Source organism: Ensifer sp. VA4 (assembly GCF_055710065.1).
Map to the genome: position 1 here is coordinate 231881 of NZ_JBVQPO010000014.1, position 16689 is coordinate 248569.

Here is a 16689-nt window from a genome sequence, read left to right on the forward strand (position 1 = left end):
TCACTCTGCGAGGTGCTGGCGGCGTTCGTTCATGAATTTGTCGAGATCACTGCGCGCCGGTCCGACGCGACCGAAAATCTCGCGTGCGACCAGAGGCGTCAAACCGTATTTCGCAATGAATTCCGTAAGGTCGTAATGCCCGTAATAGACGGCCTCCGACGGATTGATGATCTTGGCGCGCCCTCGTTTTACAGAGGCAGACGGTTTGCTTCCATGGGAAGCGGGCTGGTGCTGTGCCATCTCGATCTCCTGGTGTCGAGCAACGTCGGTATTGGCGGTTTGCAACCCACGCCGACCCGTGGGCTGCGTCACCGTCCAAGTATTCCAACGTCCATTTTGTTCCCGCCCGGAAGCCTTGGAGCGCGACAATACCGAGGTTTCGACGCCGAATAGAATGCCCCGATCCACCATTGAGACATGGGAGCTGTCGCTTCGCCCGGGGGGCGAGACGTGTTGTAAAGAAGGTCGGTGCGGTTACCGGGTCGCAATCAGCCAGCGCTTGCCGGGATTGCGCCATCAGGATCCCGGTCGCAGCCGATCCCGTTCGGCATCTATCTCCCCGTTCGTCCAAGGTCTGCCAGTCTCATCGAAACGTTCCCAGCCCGTCTGCTCGTAGTCGGCGCGGCGCTCTGCGGGGTCCACGCTCGCTCGGCCGAGGATAGCCTGAACGCGGTAGGCCATCGGTTCGTCGAGAAGACGGGCAATGACCAGTGTGCCGCCACGGCGTATCCCTTCCGCGTAGAAATGTGCGTCCTCTTCATAAACGCCGGCATCAATCAGCCCGCCGATGATACCGCCCACCGCGCCGATGGAAACGGCCCCGGCGGCCGCCCCGGCAAGTGTTGCGACCAGCCAACCGGCGGCGACGACGGGACCGACCCCTGGGATGGCCATCAGGCCAAGACCCGCCAACAGTCCGAGAGTACCTCCGCTCACCGCGCCGACGGCCGCCCCAGTTCCGGCACCCTCGACGGCGTGGCTTTCGCCCGCATGCCAGCCGCCCACATTATTGGCGATGATGCTTATGTTCTCGGAGGGAACGCCCGCCTGCTCCATCTCAGTGACTGCTGCGCGTGCGTCGGCGTAGTCGTCGAACAACCCTGTCACCGTTTGCATGCGAAACCTCCTTGTCGCTGCCGGCGGCACTGGCTCACCCAGAAACTCCGCAAGTTGTCTTGGCCCAACCGGCTGTCGTTTCTTTGGTTCCGGTCGGTTGGCGCCGGGCCAGGCGTGGCGGGGCGGAACGGATTCCAAAAACTGGCCGTAGCGAGAGACGATCGTTGTTTCGGTCAGTCGATCTTTCCCATTAAAGCCGTGCCGAGACTGCCCATGGCGAACGAGGCGCCGAAGGCGAAGATCTGCATGAAGAGGGCGACGGGTTCGATTGAGCCGCTGTGGCCAAGCGCCTCCGGGTTTTGGGCCACGATCACCAGAGCGGTAATGGCGCCCAACAGGAAGCCGGACGACAGATGCCAAAGGAGAAAACGCAACAACATGGGCATTTCTACCTCCGCGGAAGAGAGGCGGGTGCCTTCGGCGACAAGCGCTGCCGCGAGCAACGATCAATCGGAATTGATCGCCTCGCGGCTCACGCGTTCCTCCAGCCTCGCCAGGTAGGATTGCAGGCGGAGAAGCTTCTTCCGATTGTCGGCAACGAGCCCTTTGATCACCTTGGAGCGGTTCATGTCGGGAGCCACGCCAACGACTTCGCTCGCTTCCGCAAGGATGTCGTCGATCTCGTGTTCGAGCTCTTTCGTCATTTGCCGCAACATTGCCAATTGTTCTTCGAGCGGATGTGCATCCGCATCTGCATCGAAATATGACTGGTTATGCCGTCCAGCATCGAGCGTCGGCGTTTCCTTGCGCATCACCGTGCACTCCTCCGGCAGCCGAACCGGCCTACGCGCAATTGGTTCCCGGCCATTAATTTCGCCGGGGATAGCGTGCAGCCGGAGTGCTGCGATCGAGCTTCGCTGTTATCCGACCATGAGCTTGAGAGCCTCCGGATCGTGGACGCCCGATCGAAACAGTTCGATGACGCGCGCCGCAAGGGTCTGCGCGCGGATGTCCGCGGGCGAAATCGTCTTCTCTCTCAACAGTTGATTGAGCACGTCTTGCAGCATCGCCATCTCGTGTGGGCGAATTACTCTGCTTGGATCTTGCCTGTTGGTGTGCATGGGGTTTTCTCCTGGAGAAGCCCCATCCAACTTGCGCTGCGCGATTTTGTTCCTGCGAAAGGGCTTTGCCATGAGCAAGGACCACCAAAATCGGATTACGCTTCGGTGCCCTTTCTAGGGCCGGTTGGTTTTGCTGCCCAATGGCGCGCTGAAGCGGGTGTATCAGGCCTCATGCTGCCATTCTGCGGCAGCTTTCGGCGCAGCGGCGACACGCTTCGACGCAACTTTCCATGTTGCCGAGATGCATGCAATCATCCGCACACTCTTGGCAGAGGTCAGCGCAAATCCGGCAGACTTGCCGGTGGTGTTCGGTGCCGATCATCATCAAGCGCGCGGACGCCTGGCATAGCTCGGAACAGGAGAGAATGAGCCGAAGATGCCGCGGTTCCACATGTTTTCCCCCAAGTTCAATGCACCGTTGCATGGCTGTGTCCAGGCATTCACGATGGCAAACGAGGCAATCGTCGATGCATTCGCTCATCTCGGACATCTGGTTGTCGTACATGGTGCTGTCCTCCTGCTGTTTGGGCATCGATCATGCGGGAACTGTTTCGCGTGCTCCTGTTGAACCAAGCGCCGACAGGAAAGGTTCCCGATGTGTGCGCAAGCCAGCCCTTGCGTCGCCCGGGCACGCGACAAATTAAGGTGGCGTCTTGAAGCCGCTCATCGACCTACCTGCTCTTCTTCGAGCGGCGACGTCTTAGAAATCGGACGAACTGGGCTTCGTCAGCCCGAAGTCCCGCAAGAGGCTTTGGGTTGGCGCTGCCTTTCGGGATTGTTTCGCCAGGATCGGAAAGGGCGAGGACGGCGGGATGGACATAGCTCTTGCGGCAGACGGCGGCTGTGTTGTGGAGGACCTTCGCTGCCGCTTCGCACATTTGCTTGATTGTCGGGCGCCCGCCGTCGTTGAGGGCTTGTCGCGCGACGGCAAAAGCAGCAACGCTTCCCGCCCAGGTTCTGAACGTCTTGGCGGAGATCTGGGTGCCGGCGATCTCGGCGAGATAGCGATTGAAACGGCCGGAATCGATCGGCTGTGCCTTGCCGTTAGACCCCACGTAAACAAAGAGTTGTCGCCCCGGAAGTTCAGCAATTTCCTCCAGAATTCGTTGCAGTCTGGGGTTGCGCAGGCGTCTGCGGATACGCTGCCCGCCCTTGCCCCTGAAGTTCAGTTCGATGCAATCGTCCCGGATCTTGAGATGCCGCTTGAGAAGCGTGACGGCGCCGTAGCTGCCGTTCTGCTCGACATAGTTGGCACTCCCGATGCGAAGCGGTGCCTGATCGAGCAGCGCAGCCAGCGCGGCGAAAATTGTGGTCGGATCGTCGATCGGCCCGCTCATATGCTTGCGGATCGTTCGGCGCATCCGCGGGAGTGCATTGGCAAAGGCAGGAAGTTGGTCGTATTTGGCGCGGCTTCGCAATTCCTGCCAGGCATCGTGGTAGCGATATTGTTTCCGGCCGCGCGCATCGTAACCGGTCGCCTGAAGGTGGCCGTTCCTGTTTGCGCAAATCCACACATGTTCGTAGGCTGGCGGCAACCCAAGCGCTTCGATGCGTTCAATGATGCGGGGGTCTTTCAAGGGTTCGCCGTTCGGGCCTCGATAACAAAAGCCCTTTCCGACACGTGACCGACTGTAGCCCGGTTCCTTGTCGGAAACGTAGACAAGGTCGTGCTCAGCCGGTGACACGCTCTGGCCTGTGGCCAATCAGACCCGCCCCATCAACAGCAGTACCACCAGTACGACGACCAGAACGCCCAGCAGGCCGGACGGGCCGTAGCCCCAATTCGCAGAATAGGGCCACGCGGGAAAGGCGCCGACCAGCAGCAGGATCAGGATGATCAGCAGTATTGTTCCAAGCATCTTTCAGTCCTTCCGCTATTTGCTCCTTGAATCACCAGACTTCGATGACTTCACGGGTCTGAGGGTTGATCAGCACTTTGCGGTCGTTGAGCACGACATAGCCGTAGGCGGGCTGATTTGGGATCGTATGGATCTCGACGGTATCGGGAAGGCGAGTGCCGACGACCAGATCGCCCTGATAGACGACCGAAGGGCCGCTCTGCTCAAGAACATAGCTTTTGACTTCGCCGGGCACGACGACGGTTGCGGTCTGCGCGACGGCGACACCACCGAAGGACAGGCCCGCGAACAAACTTGCCAGGATTACTTTCTTCATGATCAAGCCTCCTAACTGGTGTGGACTAACCGACGATTGCGAGAATGGTTCCGAAATGCAGCCGATGGCGGCAGGCCGAGCGGGTATAGGGTGGCGGCCGCTTTCGCCCGTGCGCCCGTCGCACCGCACGGGTGTCGAGATGACGATCGTCAGCGGCTGCGCATCCGCAGCCTATCCTCGGGAAACATCTCGCTTTTCGAACTTCGGCCACGGGTCCTGTTCGCGGGGTTGCGGCCGACGCCTTCAACTTCGCCCGGAACCCGTCGTCGTCCTCCGAGTTTATTTATCGAACAGGAGGAACCAATGGTGAAAACGATCGAAACCAACGTCGACGCTGGTGCCGGACGTGACTTCGAATGTCAGTTGGCAATGAGCGATCAATTTCGGCTCCTGACGGAATTCGCCGAACATGCCGGGTGGTCCTGGGACGAAATCGCCATGGCCTTGCTGGAGCTGACCGACGACTATGTCGCCGCCATGCGCACGCCGTTGGAACCCCCCGTGGCGCACGCCAGGTTCGTTCCCAAAAGCAATACGCGGCACTGAGTTCGATGTGCCTGGTATCACCAGCGCATCTTTCCGAAAGATCAGGCGTTCCTGGTGAACGGCGCGTCACGAACGCAGCTCGACTTCTTTGGCCGCATAATACTTAGGCATGATGTTCGATACTCATTTCAAAGTAGAAGGCACGGATGAACTACTTCCTTTTTCATCCGCAGCACCCCAATTTGATCGTATTCTGAAGACGCCTTTTGCAGTAGTCTCTAATATATTGGTTGTTGTAGAGTAAGCGTGTTCGTAAAAATTTTTAGCGGAGAGTCTCTGTCAAGTTAATGCGGCGGAATGCTCTCAAAGTATAAACCGAAGTATTGATATGACCTGGTAGCCCAGCTCCGGTGGTTTCATTGCGGCTCATGGTCTGAATATTTTCGGGTCTGGGGGAAATGTAATTATGATCTTAAAAAAATCGAACGGAAAGCAATTAGCTCACGATACCTTCCACTTGTCCGGTAAACACTTCGAAACCGTCGAAGTGGGCCCGGAGGCAGCCCCGCAACGGGAGCGTCTGCTGGTTATCATCGACGGACGCGCGCTGGACCGACAATGCCTGGCGCAGAGCATCGTTGCCCACAAGGCGGAGCTGCGTGTGCTGGCCTTTGGGTCAATCGAGGAATGGAGACAGCGACACAGCCAGTGGCCTCAACTGTCCGCGATCCTGCTGAACATCGGCGGGAGAAGAATTTCTGAGCCGGCCGTCGCCGAAGAAATTCGCAAGATATCGTCGGATTTTGAGCCGGCGCCCGTTATCGTCCTGGCAGACACAGACGAACTTAGCCAGATCATGAAGGCGCTTGAATGCGGAGCAAAGGGCTACATTCCGTCCTCCGTCAGCATCGATGTGTGCATAGAGGCTGTCTACCTTGCTTTGGCCGGCGGCACATTCGTTCCTGCCAGCAGCGTGTTCGCCATGCGCCAGTTGCTGGAAACGGGCAGCACGGCCGCACGTCCGCTCGCCGGCATGTTCACGGCGCGCCAGGCGGAAGTGGTCGAAGCCCTCCGACGTGGAAAGGCCAACAAGATCATCGCCTATGAACTCAATCTGCGCGAAAGCACCGTCAAGGTTCATATCCGCAATATCATGAAGAAGATAAAGGCGACGAACAGGACCGAGGTCGCCTACAAGATAAACGATCTGTTCCCCGCGGATCCGCCAGTCGACGGCATCGGCCAGCGGTATCGCTGACGGGACGTGTCGCTGGACGCCGCGCTTGACCAAGAGCGAAGACCCATGGCCTCAGTGCCTTGGGCCCGCTCGGACCGGTCCGAGAAGCACATCGCTTGCATAAGTAAAGGCTTCCGTTTATTGTAAGGGTTCAGCGAGTTCAGCTGGGTGTGCGTGAGGTTACGTTGGTATCCGATCGGCGCCGCAAACAAGAAATGCACTGGAAATGCAGGGAATACTCACCTGCAGTGCGGCAGCGTACTTAAAATTTCCTTTCGACCTTTCCCAACATATTCTCGCTCACATCTCTACGTGAGCCGTCGGCCGCTGCGAAAGTCCGGCACCCTGAAGATCCTTTCCCTCAACGCGATGCCAGCTCGCAAGCATCTTGCCTGATCGAGCCGTGCGCCCTCGTCGCCCGAGCGATCATTGCTTCAAATCTCTCTCCTCCTGCTGATTGCGTCGATCTGGTTCCCGGGCGCCACACGGATTGCAGGGACGGATGGTTCGCTTTCCTTCCTGCTGGCGCTGTTTTGCGCCGTCGTCGGCGTGGCATCATACGGAGAGCTCGGAAAACGCATTCACCGCACCGAGGCGACCTTGGCGACGGCATTGCTGACCACCGCCGCCCTGATCATCGCTCTATCCCTGTTGTCCATGCTCCACGCCGACAATCCGATGCGGGCCATGCGAGCGATCTTCGCGCAGATCTTCGGTTTTGCCACGATCCCGGCGGTTGCCGCCCTGTCCACCAGGCCGAATGGTCAGGTTTTGATCGACCGGCTGGTGACGGCGATGATCGTCATGAGTGTTGCAACGGCGTGCCTCGTCGTCGTCGGCCTCGGTGGAGGCAGGTTCGCCGACAGGGCGGAAGGCTACTTCAAACATTCAAACCAGTTAGGCATCGCGCTTTCGGCCGGCTTGCCCCTTGTCGCCGCCCGGATGGTGACGACCCGCAAACACCGATTGCTGCTTGCCGGTTGTATGGTCGTCGTACTCCTTGGCCTGGTCAAATCAGGCTCCAAAACCAATTTCGTCGTCGGTGTCATCGGGCTCGGGCTCTTCTTCGCCTTGTATGCAATCTATCTCGCGGTACGGAGGCAGCGCCCCCTGTCGGTCGTCGCCGGCGTGATTGCGGCACCAGTGGCGCTCCAGATGGCGCTGGTCATCCTGCAATCCCTCAATCCGCGGGCATATCGGCTGTTGATGACCCAGGTGTCCGGCGGCGAGGCTCATTCCATGGTGTCGCGCGAACGGCTTTGGACCATCTCGATCGACCTGGGTCTCGCGCATCCGTTCACGGGCGTAGGTGCGGGCCAACCGATCGGCGACATCGCTCCCCACAGCCACAACCTGTTCATCGAATATTTTCGCACCCTCGGCGTGCCCGGCGTCGGACTGATCACCATCATGGTGCTGCTGATCGTCATATTTCTCGTCAGTGCCGTGGTTCCCACCCTGATGGGGCACGGCGAGAGCAGGCATGCGACCGTCACCAATGTCATGCTGCTCGGATCGGCGGTCTGTGTCTGGAACTATCTGGTAGCAAACCAGATGAGCGATTCTTTCGGCCCGTCGACGGCGCCATTCTTCTGGATCCCGCTCGCGCTGCTGATCGCCTATCGCAGCATGCAGCGATCGCCGGTGGCAGCAAAGGCAGACCAGAGCCGGGTGACTTACGGCCGGCCGATGCCGGCTGCTGCGCGGACGTTGGAGATATGAGGGTGGCCGGCGTGGATCTGGGGCCGGCGGCTGCGAAGGGGCCGGGTGCGATGGCTGGGGGCGAACCGCGAAGCGTCGGCGGCTACGCGCTGCCAGCAGGCATTCGTTTCATCGAATTCTTCGGTCTTCCGGGCATCGGCAAGACCACGGCTTCCCGCCTGTTGGCCGAACGGCTGCGAAGCGCCGGCTCCGTCGTCGACGAAAAAAGGACGACATGGGAAGACAAGGCGCTCGTCGCGCGGCAACTCAATCGCCTGAACCTCGTCCTGCCAAGACTGCGCCACGGCGACTTTCGCTCGATAGCATCGCGCATTGCGAAGTTCGTTGCCGAGGACGGACAGGAGGCGCCGGTCGACCTCCTGCGTTGGACCTGGTCTCTCTGGTCGGTCGCCGCCTATATGGCCGACCAGCGATCAAAGGGCGACAAGGTCACGGTCTTGGATCAGGGGCTGCTGCAGGGATTCTGGTCCGTTCTGCTGAAGAGCCGTCATCGAGGTACCTCCGAGCACTGGCTGGATATCATCGCCGCGATCGGACTCGACGACATCGTCTTCGTCGAATTGCGCGGCGGCATCGATCTTGCGCGAAATCGGATTCGAAGCAGGGACGATCGCGCTTCTCGCCTTCAGCGCCAAACCGCGACGGGCGAGGGGGCGCTCTGGACCAAGGCGGAACGCGCCTATTGCACGATCGCTGCCGATCTTTGGAGACGACAGAACGCGGCACACAGCATGCCCATGCTTGCGGTCGTGGACATGAGCGCCTCGGCCTCGCCCGAGGAGGTAGCGGACAAGACGCTGCAGGCCGTGCTTCTGGCCTATGAGCGCAGACAAAGATCCATCGAGTCGGGGAGCCACTGAACGTGAAGCTCGATCGACGGTCATTCATGCGCCTCGCCGGTGCCGGTCCCGCCCTCGCGTTGTTAACCGGTTCGGGCGTCACGAGTGAACGACCGACTTCGGTCGATGAAGACGACGGGGACGGCACACGCATCGTGCTGAGTGGCGAATACGGCTATGCGCAGAAGACCATTCGCAACCTTCCGCCCGAAACCACCATCGATGCCAGACGGGCCCTCTTCACTGTCGCCAACAGCCGGAACGCGGCTCCGAATGCGATTCTCGGCTGCGACATCGGTATGCAGCCGGTCAATCCCTATCCGATCGTCCTTCGCAATTGTCCCGGCGTTCATTTCGTCGGCGGCCGCATCAATGGCGAAGTGCCACTTCAGTCGGACTGGGCGCACACCTATTGCAACAGTGCCGGCTTGCTCATCAGAGACGGAACGACACGACCGACGATCGAAGGCGTGCGCGCGCGCCGCTGCTGGGATGGCATCCGCTTCACCGACCAGGCGAGCGGCTTCTATCTCAAAGGCTGCTGGCTGAGCGAGATTCGGGACGACGCCGTGGAAGATGACTACCTTCTCGGGGGCATCATCGAGGATTGCCTGTTCGACGGTTGTTTTTCAGGCGTAAGTCTCGACCCGGCATCGAATGATCGCGACGGGCACGAAGAAGTGGTGACGATCGATCGATCGCTGATCCGGATGCAGGCCTTCCTCGCCAAAGGTGACATAACGCATCAAGCCCCGGTCAAAGCCTCCGAAGTCTCTCCGAAGCTGAAAATTACCAATTCGGTTTTTGCCTTTTCCTCCGCAAAGATGCGGGGATTTCGGCGATTGGAACGAACCTGGCAAAGAGCGTTTGAAAACCACGGCAACACACTCTTGTGGCTCCCGGACGATCCGATTCCGCCGGAACTGCCGCTTCCGCCGGACGGCTTTGATCTGCTGACCGGCAACGACGCCCGCGACTATTGGAACAATGCCCGCCGAGAGTGGATCGGTGCCCACCCTGACGTTGCCCGCTTTTCCGATGACGAACTGTGACGAGATCGCAGCCGGCTGCTCGAGATGCACCAGGTCAGACACGTGACGAGCGCGCATGACCTTCCACCCATTTGAACCCGACCGAAGGTAAAAGCCATGAAAGCCAGACAAGTCGAGCTCCTTTGCACCCTGGGTCCCGCATCGCTCAATGACAGGGTGATCCATTGGTTGGAAAGAACAGGCACGTCGCTGCTGCGCCTCAATCTTTCCCACACGAAGGTCGAGGAGATCGAGCGGATCATCGGCTACGTCAAGCAACGCACGTCTGTGCCACTCTGCCTGGATACGGAAGGAGCCCAGGTTCGTACCGGGCCATTTGCCGACGGCAAGGTGACGGTACGAGAAAATCGTTTCCTGACCGCGCATGCCAGACCGGTCACGGGAAACCAGTCCGCCATCAGCCTCTACCCGCCCTATATCGTCAACAAGCTCGAAGTCGGCGATTTCGTCAGTATCGACTTTAACGCGGTTCTGTCCCAGGTTGTCGAGAAGCGTGACGACGAGGTCGTGCTTCGGGTTCTGAACGGTGGGGAGATCGGGCAGAACAAGGCGGTGACGGTTCAGCGAACGATCGAAATGCCGCCGCTCACAGCGAAGGATGTCGCCGCGATCGCCATCGGCCGGCGGATGGGAATCCGCCACTTCGCGCTTTCCTTCGCTCATCGCGCCTCAGACGTGGACGTGATCCGCTCGCATGCCGGCAGCGACGCGACCATCATTTCCAAGATAGAGTGCCTCGGCGGGCTGCGTCATCTGGCGGCGATTGCCGAAAAATCTGAGGCGATCCTCATCGACCGCGGCGATCTCTCCCGCGAAGTTCCGATCGAGCAAATCCCCGCAATACAGAAGATGATCATCAGCCAGGCGAAGGCGCATGGCGCCAAGGTCTATGTCGCGACGAACCTGCTTGAATCGATGACCAGCGCACCGACGCCCACTCGCGCCGAAGTCAACGACATCTACAACACCCTGGCGGATGGCGCCGATGGCCTCGTTCTGGCGGCGGAAACCGCGATCGGTCAATATCCGGTCAATTGTGCGCGGATGGTGACAAAGGTCGCCCAGCAATTCCTGCGGAACACGAACAATGGTGGGCGCCCCATCCGTGTTCGCCCTTCGGCACTGATGCCGGGTGTCGAGCCGCATGGCGGGCGCCTGGTCTGCCAGGCGCCGGGTCCGGTCGAAATCCCCGACATCAAGCATTTGCCGACGATCAGGGTCGCTGACGAGGAATTGACCGACGTCGAGCAGATTTGCCGCGGCACCTTCTCGCCGCTGCGCGGTTTCATGGACCGGGCCTGCCTGGAGAGCGTGCTGGAGGAAAAGCGTCTGCCCGGCGGGCCGATCTGGACGATGCCGATTCTGCTCGCCGTGCCGGAGGAAATGGCGATCCGCTACGCCAAGGGCGACCGGGTCCTCCTGACCACGCAAGACGGGTCGCCGCATTCCGTGCTCGACGTGTCGGAAACCTACGAATTCCAGCCGGAGCTTCTGGCGCGCAAATGGTTCGGCACCGAGTCACGCGAACACCCCGGCGTCGCGCGCGTGCTGACGCGCGGCGGTCATTTCCTCGCTGGCCAGGTCACGCTCGTGCAGCCGCTGCTCTTGCCCTGGCGACGCTATGATCTGACCCCTTCGCAATTGCGGACGGTTTTTGCTCACAAGGGCTGGACCCGGGTGGTTGCATTCCATAGCCGCAATCTCGTCCATCGCGGTCACGAGATGATTCAGCTCGAGGCCCTGGAACGGACCTATGCCGATGGCCTGTTGGTCAACCCGATCGTTGGCCATACCAAGCGCGGAGATTTTCTGCCGCACGTGATCCTCGATGGCTATCAGGCGATGCTGGACTACGGCATCTACCCGCCGGGCAAGGTGGTGCTGGCAAGCTTCATAACCTATCCGCGATTTGCCGGTCCCCGCGAAGCAGTCTTTACCGCGCTTTGCCGCAAGAACATGGGCTGCAGTCACATCATTGTCGGGCGCGATCACTCAGGCGTCGGCGACTTCTACGGGGTAAATGCCGGTCGCGAACTCTTCGAGGAGCTCGGAGATATCGGCATCGAACCGATTTTCTTCGATGCCGTCGGCTACGACACCCAGTCCGAGCGCTATGTCGACTTGAGCGCCTGCGGAACAGCCAGACCGATCAGCGGCACGGAAATCCGGCGCGCCCTGAAGGCTGGCGAAGCGCTGCCGAACTGGATGATGCGCTCCGAAGTGCAGGACGTCGTTCGGGCCGAGTTGATGATGAAACGAGCGCTGTTCCAGGAATAGCAGCAGGACAGGGGAGTATAGACCGTGCAGGGAAGAATGCATCTACAGCCCGAAACGCGGCATCCGCGCGCTTCGCTACAGGCTGGAACGGTACTGTGGCTGCTCGGACCGACGTCGGCGGGCAAGACGACGCTCGCGACACGTGTCGTCGCCGATCTGAGGGCGGCCGGGATTCCCGCCATTCTCTTCGATGGTGATGAGGTCCGCGACTTCTTCGGCGCAAAGCTTGGCTTCGGCGCAGAAAGCCGGCTGCACGTCGTTTCTATTCTCGCGCACCTGGCGAACAAGGCGGCAGAGGCCGGCCTCAATGTGGTCGTGGCGGCCCTGACGGCCGGTGAAGACGCGCGCGAATATGTTCGCAAGAATGTCAGAAACCTGACGACCGGCTACGTCGCCTGTTCGATCCAGGGCTGCGCCGAACGGGATCCGAAGGGGCTTTACGGCAAGGCCATGCGCGGCGAGATCGATACGCTGATCGGCTATAACACCACCTACAGACCACCGGAAAACCCCGACTTCGTCCTCGACACGGAACTCTATTCGCTCGATGAGCTGGCAGCCCGCGTCGTTGCCACCTACACCCGGATTGACGGCCGTGCGTGACATCGGCAGCCGCATGGTTCACCGGGCGCCGCCCTTTGAGGCTGCGTCATGAGCGATTCCGAAACCGCGCGTTTTTTCCTGTCGCTGGTGCTGCTGCTTATCGGAGCGCTGGGCGGCGGTCACCTGTTCGAGCGCCTGAAGATGCCCCGGGTCATCGGCGAGATAGCCGGCGGTATCGTCCTTGGTCCATCGGTGCTTGGCACGATTTCGCCCGAAGCGCACGAATGGCTGTTCGCGGCCTTTCCGGCGCAGTCCGCTCTGCTGACGGCCTTCTACTGGTTCGGCCTCGTCCTCCTGATGTTCACGGCGGGCTTCAAGGTTCAGGCAGAGGGCGGTGGGGCCGCAGGCCGCATCGTGATCGCCCTGGTGGTCGGCGCGCTGATGATCCCGTTCGTGCTCGGCTATGCGAGCGCCTCGCTATTCGCGGACACCCAGCGTGGTGATCCCTTCGCCTTCAAGCTCGTTATGGGAATAGCTGCCGCGGTTACGTCGATCCCGGTCATCTCGCGGATATTTCTCGATCTGGGCCTGATGGGAACGCCCTTCGCGCGCAACGTCATCGGGGCCGCCACGATTCAGGATCTCATCCTCTGGACGATCCTCGCCGTCGCCACGGCGGTCCAGCATGGCGAGGCGGCGAGCGCGGCCGGCATCGGGCGCGTGGTCGCCATAACGCTCGGTTTCGTGCTCGCCTCCCTGTTTTTCGCACCGGCAGTCGTAAGGGCGCTTCGCCGATGGATGATCGGCAAATTCAGTGAAGCGCCTTTTACCGGCTACACGATGCTGCTGTGCCTGATCTTCGTCGCCGGTGCGAGCCTTTTGAACGTGAACATCGTTTTCGCAGCGCTCGTTGCGGGCCTGGTCATGGCGCGGTTTCCCTCGCGGCACCTCGCTCCCGTCAAACAGCACATCGCCGACATCGCGATCTGGTTCTTTGTTCCGATCTACTTTGCGCTCGTAGGACAGCGGCTCAATCTCGCACATGAGTTCGATGCCGGGCTGACCGTTCTGTTCATCGGCATGAGCACGACCATCAAGCTCGTGAGTTGCACTCTTGCCGCAAGAGCCGCCGACTGCGACTGGGCGAGGGCGCTGGATTACGGCGTCTCCATGAACACGCGTGGCGGGCCGGGCATCGTGCTCGCCAGCGTCGCCTATGCGGCGGGCATCATCGACGGCCGTATGTTCACGGCTCTGGTGCTTGCCTCGATCCTGACCTCGTTTGCCACCGGGCTGTGGTTGCGTTGGCGGCTCGTGCGCAATCCGAAAGTCTTTGCCGGATTGGCCGGATCGCCGGCCGAGTGAGAATTTGAAAGCCGCCTGCGCCGCGGGATGGGGAGGGATGAACCGCTATGGGAGCTTATTTGGGAATGCGAGGCGACGGTGTGGCGCCCCGTTTCGTCACCCAGGCACGGCTCGTCCGGATCAGGGGGCAGAATGTCCTGTTCAGTGCATCGCAACACGCGATCTTCACCCTGAATGACACTGCCGCCTATATCTGGCGCCTGCTGGAGCAGGGAAAGCCGACGGAGGCCGTCGAGCGCGCCGGCGTCGATGCCCGGGATGCGCATGGGCAGGTCGAGGCGGCGATCGAGGATTGGCAGCGCCTGGGCTTGATCCGGCCCCGCATCTCGCCGCTCGATATTTCCGCGCAAGAGCACGTGAGCCAGATGCTGAGCGTTGCCGGGCGCCGTATGCGCATCCTCTATCCGGTTGCCCACGCCTTTCCGACGATGGCCATATTCAGGCATCTCGAGGTCGAGGAGGCCACCCCCGACACCGTCTTCCAGTTGGCCGAGCACGCTGACCGGCTCCACTTGTTTCGCGATGGCGAATGGCTCCTGGCTTCGGCTCCGGACCAAATGGCGACAATATTGAAGGGAGAAATGCTGAGCGATGTCCTCGGTGCCGGCAGCTACGAACTGGCCCTTCACGCGGCAGCACTCCTCAAGAATGAGCAGCTTGTTCTGCTCTGCGGCGAGCCGGGGGCGGGCAAGACGACACTGACGATGGCGTTGGCCCATGCCGGATTCGGTTTCGCGTCGGACGACGTGACCCTCCTGAATGCTGACGGGCGCTGTGTCGGGCTGCCGTTCGCACCCGCCGTCAAGTCGGGTGCATGGCCTTTGCTGGCGGAGCGTTTTCCCGACCTCGATGCAGCGCCGATCTTCCGACGCCCGGACAACCGGCGCGTGCGCTATGTCGTGCCGAAGGCCGCTGCCTCCCTGACCGCGCAGTCGTGGCCGGTCGGCGCCGTCATCCTCCTCCATCGTGACCGCGCTGCGCGGCCGAGTTTGGACAAGGTCGACCCGGTGGATGTGCTGCGCGGCCTGCTTGGTGGTGCGTTCGCGCCGGGCGGCGAGCTGGGCGATACCGGTTTTGACGTATTGGCTGGCGTCATAGGATCCGTGAAGGCCTATCGCCTGACCTATTCCGGGCTCGATGAGGCGGTCAGGCTGATTGGGCGGGCATGCTCATGAAGCCCGCACCAAACCCACTCGACGCGTTGATTGCGGGCCTTTGCGGCCGTGTTGTCGACCAGCCGGACTGGCCGGCGATAATTGCGCTGGCGAACCAGACCTTGCTGACGCCGGCCCTGTTCGCGTCCCTCGAGCAGGCGGGCCGCATCGGGGACGTGCCCGGCGACGTGCGCGACTATCTTCAGTTCATTCGCGATTGCAATCGAGAGCGCAATGTCCGACTGCGGCTGCAGTTGGAGGAAGCCGTTGCCACTCTGAACGCTATTGGCGTCGCTCCGGTTCTGTTGAAGGGTGCGGTTCCGCTCTTTCTCTCGCAAACCGTTCCGGATCGGATAACCAGCGACATCGACCTGGCTGTTGCGGCGCGCGACGAACCATTGGCGCAAGCCTGCCTGGAACAGCTTGGCTATGTTGGCGTGCCCGATGGTCGTGGCATGGCGCGCGACCGGGACGTGGGCGTGCTGGAGTTGCGGGCCTATCGTGCGGATGGCCTTGGGCGCCCGAAGCTCATCCAGCAGGGGAAGCTCTCCGTGAAAATCCCTCCTGCGCAGTCGCGTGCCCTGCACTGGATCGTGCATGACCTTCTCAAGGAAGGAGACTACTGGCGAGGGAGGATCGACCTCAGGCACATGTATGACCTGGCACAGCTGGCCGAAAGCGAACCTATCGACTGGGCCACACTTCGAGCATTGCTCGCGGGCAGAAGCGCGCGCAATGCTGTCGAAATGCAGTTGCTGACCCTGCATCGCTTTTTCGGGACGAGCATCCCGCCCGGGTGTGGGGAGCGGTTGACGATCCGATTCCAGCATTGGAGGCGCGTCTTTGCCTCATGTCATCCGATCCTGGGGGCACCCTTGCGCCTAGCTGGCAACCTTTTTTGGGGTGCAAGGCGGTTTTCACGCGTCCACGACCTCGCTCGACGGAATCCGGTCCATCTCGCCCGCCGGATCGCGGCCGTCCTCTTGAATAAAGATCTTCGCTCAAAGATTTAAAGTATTTATGTATGCGTATCGCCAATTGAACCCTAGCGTGTAAAGTGATAGTGTATCCGAATAATTTAAGTCCGCGCAAAAAGGGAAGTGTCATGTCGATAAATACCCAAAAAGGCGTAGACAATTCGCCAGAAAGACTTAATACGGAAGCGGAAGCGCGCCGAAATTTTCTCATGAAGGCCGGAAAATTTGCTGCTGTAACTCCTCCCGCCATAACCTTGTTGCTTGGCACCAGCCTGAGTTCGCGCGCCATTGCCAAATCCAGCGGATCGCACCCCAAATACCCGCGGCCAGGATATGGATGGGGAGACAAGAACCACCATCACTACGGGCCGCCCGGCCAACTGAAAAAGCTTATCAAGCTGGACCTCGATTTTTGGAACCACAAGAAATGATCCCCGACGAGGGAAGGCGCCCGTGTTAAGACACAGGCCGTTCGTCTCAGCAAGCCGGCAGAAATGCCGGCTTCTTGCGTTCCGGGGCACGATTGCAGGTTTGCTTTGATCGCAGCCGGATAGAGGTGGAGGCCTCGAATTACCGCTGAATTGGTGATCGGCGGCGCGGCCTAATGGCTGTTGGCGGTTTTTGCCTCCGATTTTGCGTTGGATTTCGTGGTGTCACGGCCCTTTCGGGGCGGCATGCTTCATGC

At 60.6% G+C, this 16689-nt stretch carries 20 protein-coding genes; 11 read left to right on the forward strand and 9 right to left on the reverse strand.

Annotation, left to right across the window (positions count from 1 at the left end; genetic code table 11):
- From AC0C6X_RS24655 to AC0C6X_RS24695, 9 genes are all read right to left on the reverse strand, one after another.
- Positions 1 to 240: a hypothetical protein gene (locus AC0C6X_RS24655; protein WP_472955724.1), complete on the reverse strand. Its 240-nt coding sequence runs from the start codon at positions 238 to 240 to the stop codon at positions 1 to 3.
- A 276-nt stretch (positions 241 to 516) separates the two neighbouring features.
- On the reverse strand, positions 517 to 1116 hold the full coding sequence (locus AC0C6X_RS24660; protein ID WP_173520007.1) for a general stress protein: 600 nt from the start codon (positions 1114 to 1116) through the stop codon (positions 517 to 519).
- Positions 1117 to 1289: 173 nt separating this feature from the next.
- Positions 1290 to 1559, reverse strand: coding sequence for a hypothetical protein (locus tag AC0C6X_RS24665; RefSeq protein ID WP_173520006.1), 270 nt, complete (start codon positions 1557 to 1559; stop codon positions 1290 to 1292).
- 3 nt (positions 1560 to 1562) lie between these two features.
- Positions 1563 to 1868 (reverse strand): hypothetical protein, encoded by a 306-nt coding sequence (locus AC0C6X_RS24670; RefSeq protein ID WP_173520005.1) that lies wholly within the window; start codon positions 1866 to 1868, stop codon positions 1563 to 1565.
- 108 nt (positions 1869 to 1976) lie between these two features.
- A complete protein-coding gene (locus tag AC0C6X_RS24675) occupies positions 1977 to 2177 on the reverse strand; it encodes a hypothetical protein (RefSeq protein WP_472955725.1) in 201 nt (66 codons plus the stop codon).
- A 169-nt stretch (positions 2178 to 2346) separates the two neighbouring features.
- A complete protein-coding gene (locus tag AC0C6X_RS24680; protein ID WP_173520003.1) occupies positions 2347 to 2682 on the reverse strand; it encodes a four-helix bundle copper-binding protein in 336 nt (111 codons plus the stop codon).
- 166 nt (positions 2683 to 2848) lie between these two features.
- A complete protein-coding gene (locus AC0C6X_RS24685) occupies positions 2849 to 3862 on the reverse strand; it encodes a DNA topoisomerase IB (RefSeq protein WP_472955757.1) in 1014 nt (337 codons plus the stop codon).
- Positions 3863 to 3880: 18 nt separating this feature from the next.
- Positions 3881 to 4036, reverse strand: coding sequence for a DUF3309 family protein (locus AC0C6X_RS24690; RefSeq protein WP_173520001.1), 156 nt, complete (start codon positions 4034 to 4036; stop codon positions 3881 to 3883).
- Between the two features lie 31 nt (positions 4037 to 4067).
- Positions 4068 to 4352, reverse strand: a complete 285-nt coding sequence (locus AC0C6X_RS24695; protein WP_472955727.1) for a DUF1236 domain-containing protein — start codon at positions 4350 to 4352, stop codon at positions 4068 to 4070.
- Between the two features lie 303 nt (positions 4353 to 4655).
- Here AC0C6X_RS24695 and AC0C6X_RS24700 point away from each other — a divergent pair, with 303 nt between their 5' ends.
- The 11 genes from AC0C6X_RS24700 (at position 4656) to AC0C6X_RS24750 (ending at position 16435) form a co-directional block, all read left to right on the forward strand.
- A complete protein-coding gene (locus AC0C6X_RS24700; protein ID WP_246304589.1) occupies positions 4656 to 4898 on the forward strand; it encodes a hypothetical protein in 243 nt (80 codons plus the stop codon).
- A gap of 406 nt (positions 4899 to 5304) precedes the next feature.
- On the forward strand, positions 5305 to 6096 hold the full coding sequence (locus tag AC0C6X_RS24705) for a response regulator transcription factor (protein WP_173519999.1): 792 nt from the start codon (positions 5305 to 5307) through the stop codon (positions 6094 to 6096).
- Positions 6097 to 6504: 408 nt separating this feature from the next.
- Entirely contained in the window at positions 6505 to 7797 is a 1293-nt protein-coding gene (locus tag AC0C6X_RS24710; protein ID WP_173519998.1) for an O-antigen ligase family protein, read from the forward strand.
- A gap of 50 nt (positions 7798 to 7847) precedes the next feature.
- Positions 7848 to 8657, forward strand: a complete 810-nt coding sequence (locus AC0C6X_RS24715) for a nucleoside/nucleotide kinase family protein (protein WP_246304707.1) — start codon at positions 7848 to 7850, stop codon at positions 8655 to 8657.
- 2 nt (positions 8658 to 8659) lie between these two features.
- A complete protein-coding gene (locus tag AC0C6X_RS24720) occupies positions 8660 to 9688 on the forward strand; it encodes a hypothetical protein (RefSeq protein ID WP_472955729.1) in 1029 nt (342 codons plus the stop codon).
- A gap of 96 nt (positions 9689 to 9784) precedes the next feature.
- Positions 9785 to 11965, forward strand: a complete 2181-nt coding sequence (locus AC0C6X_RS24725; RefSeq protein WP_472955731.1) for a pyruvate kinase — start codon at positions 9785 to 9787, stop codon at positions 11963 to 11965.
- A 36-nt stretch (positions 11966 to 12001) separates the two neighbouring features.
- Positions 12002 to 12568 (forward strand): adenylyl-sulfate kinase, encoded by a 567-nt coding sequence (locus tag AC0C6X_RS24730; protein ID WP_173519994.1) that lies wholly within the window; start codon positions 12002 to 12004, stop codon positions 12566 to 12568.
- Between the two features lie 48 nt (positions 12569 to 12616).
- Positions 12617 to 13873, forward strand: a complete 1257-nt coding sequence (locus AC0C6X_RS24735; protein WP_173519993.1) for a cation:proton antiporter — start codon at positions 12617 to 12619, stop codon at positions 13871 to 13873.
- Positions 13874 to 13920: 47 nt separating this feature from the next.
- Complete coding sequence (locus AC0C6X_RS24740; protein WP_472955733.1) at positions 13921 to 15048, forward strand: PqqD family protein; 1128 nt, start codon at positions 13921 to 13923, stop codon at positions 15046 to 15048.
- Positions 15045 to 16040 carry a nucleotidyltransferase family protein gene (locus AC0C6X_RS24745; RefSeq protein WP_472955734.1) on the forward strand — a complete coding sequence of 332 codons (996 nt, stop codon included), beginning with the start codon at positions 15045 to 15047 and terminating at the stop codon, positions 16038 to 16040. The genes AC0C6X_RS24740 and AC0C6X_RS24745 overlap by 4 nt, the downstream gene beginning before the upstream one ends.
- A 92-nt stretch (positions 16041 to 16132) precedes the next feature.
- Positions 16133 to 16435: a hypothetical protein gene (locus AC0C6X_RS24750; protein WP_173519990.1), complete on the forward strand. Its 303-nt coding sequence runs from the start codon at positions 16133 to 16135 to the stop codon at positions 16433 to 16435.
- Positions 16436 to 16689 lie beyond the last annotated feature (254 nt).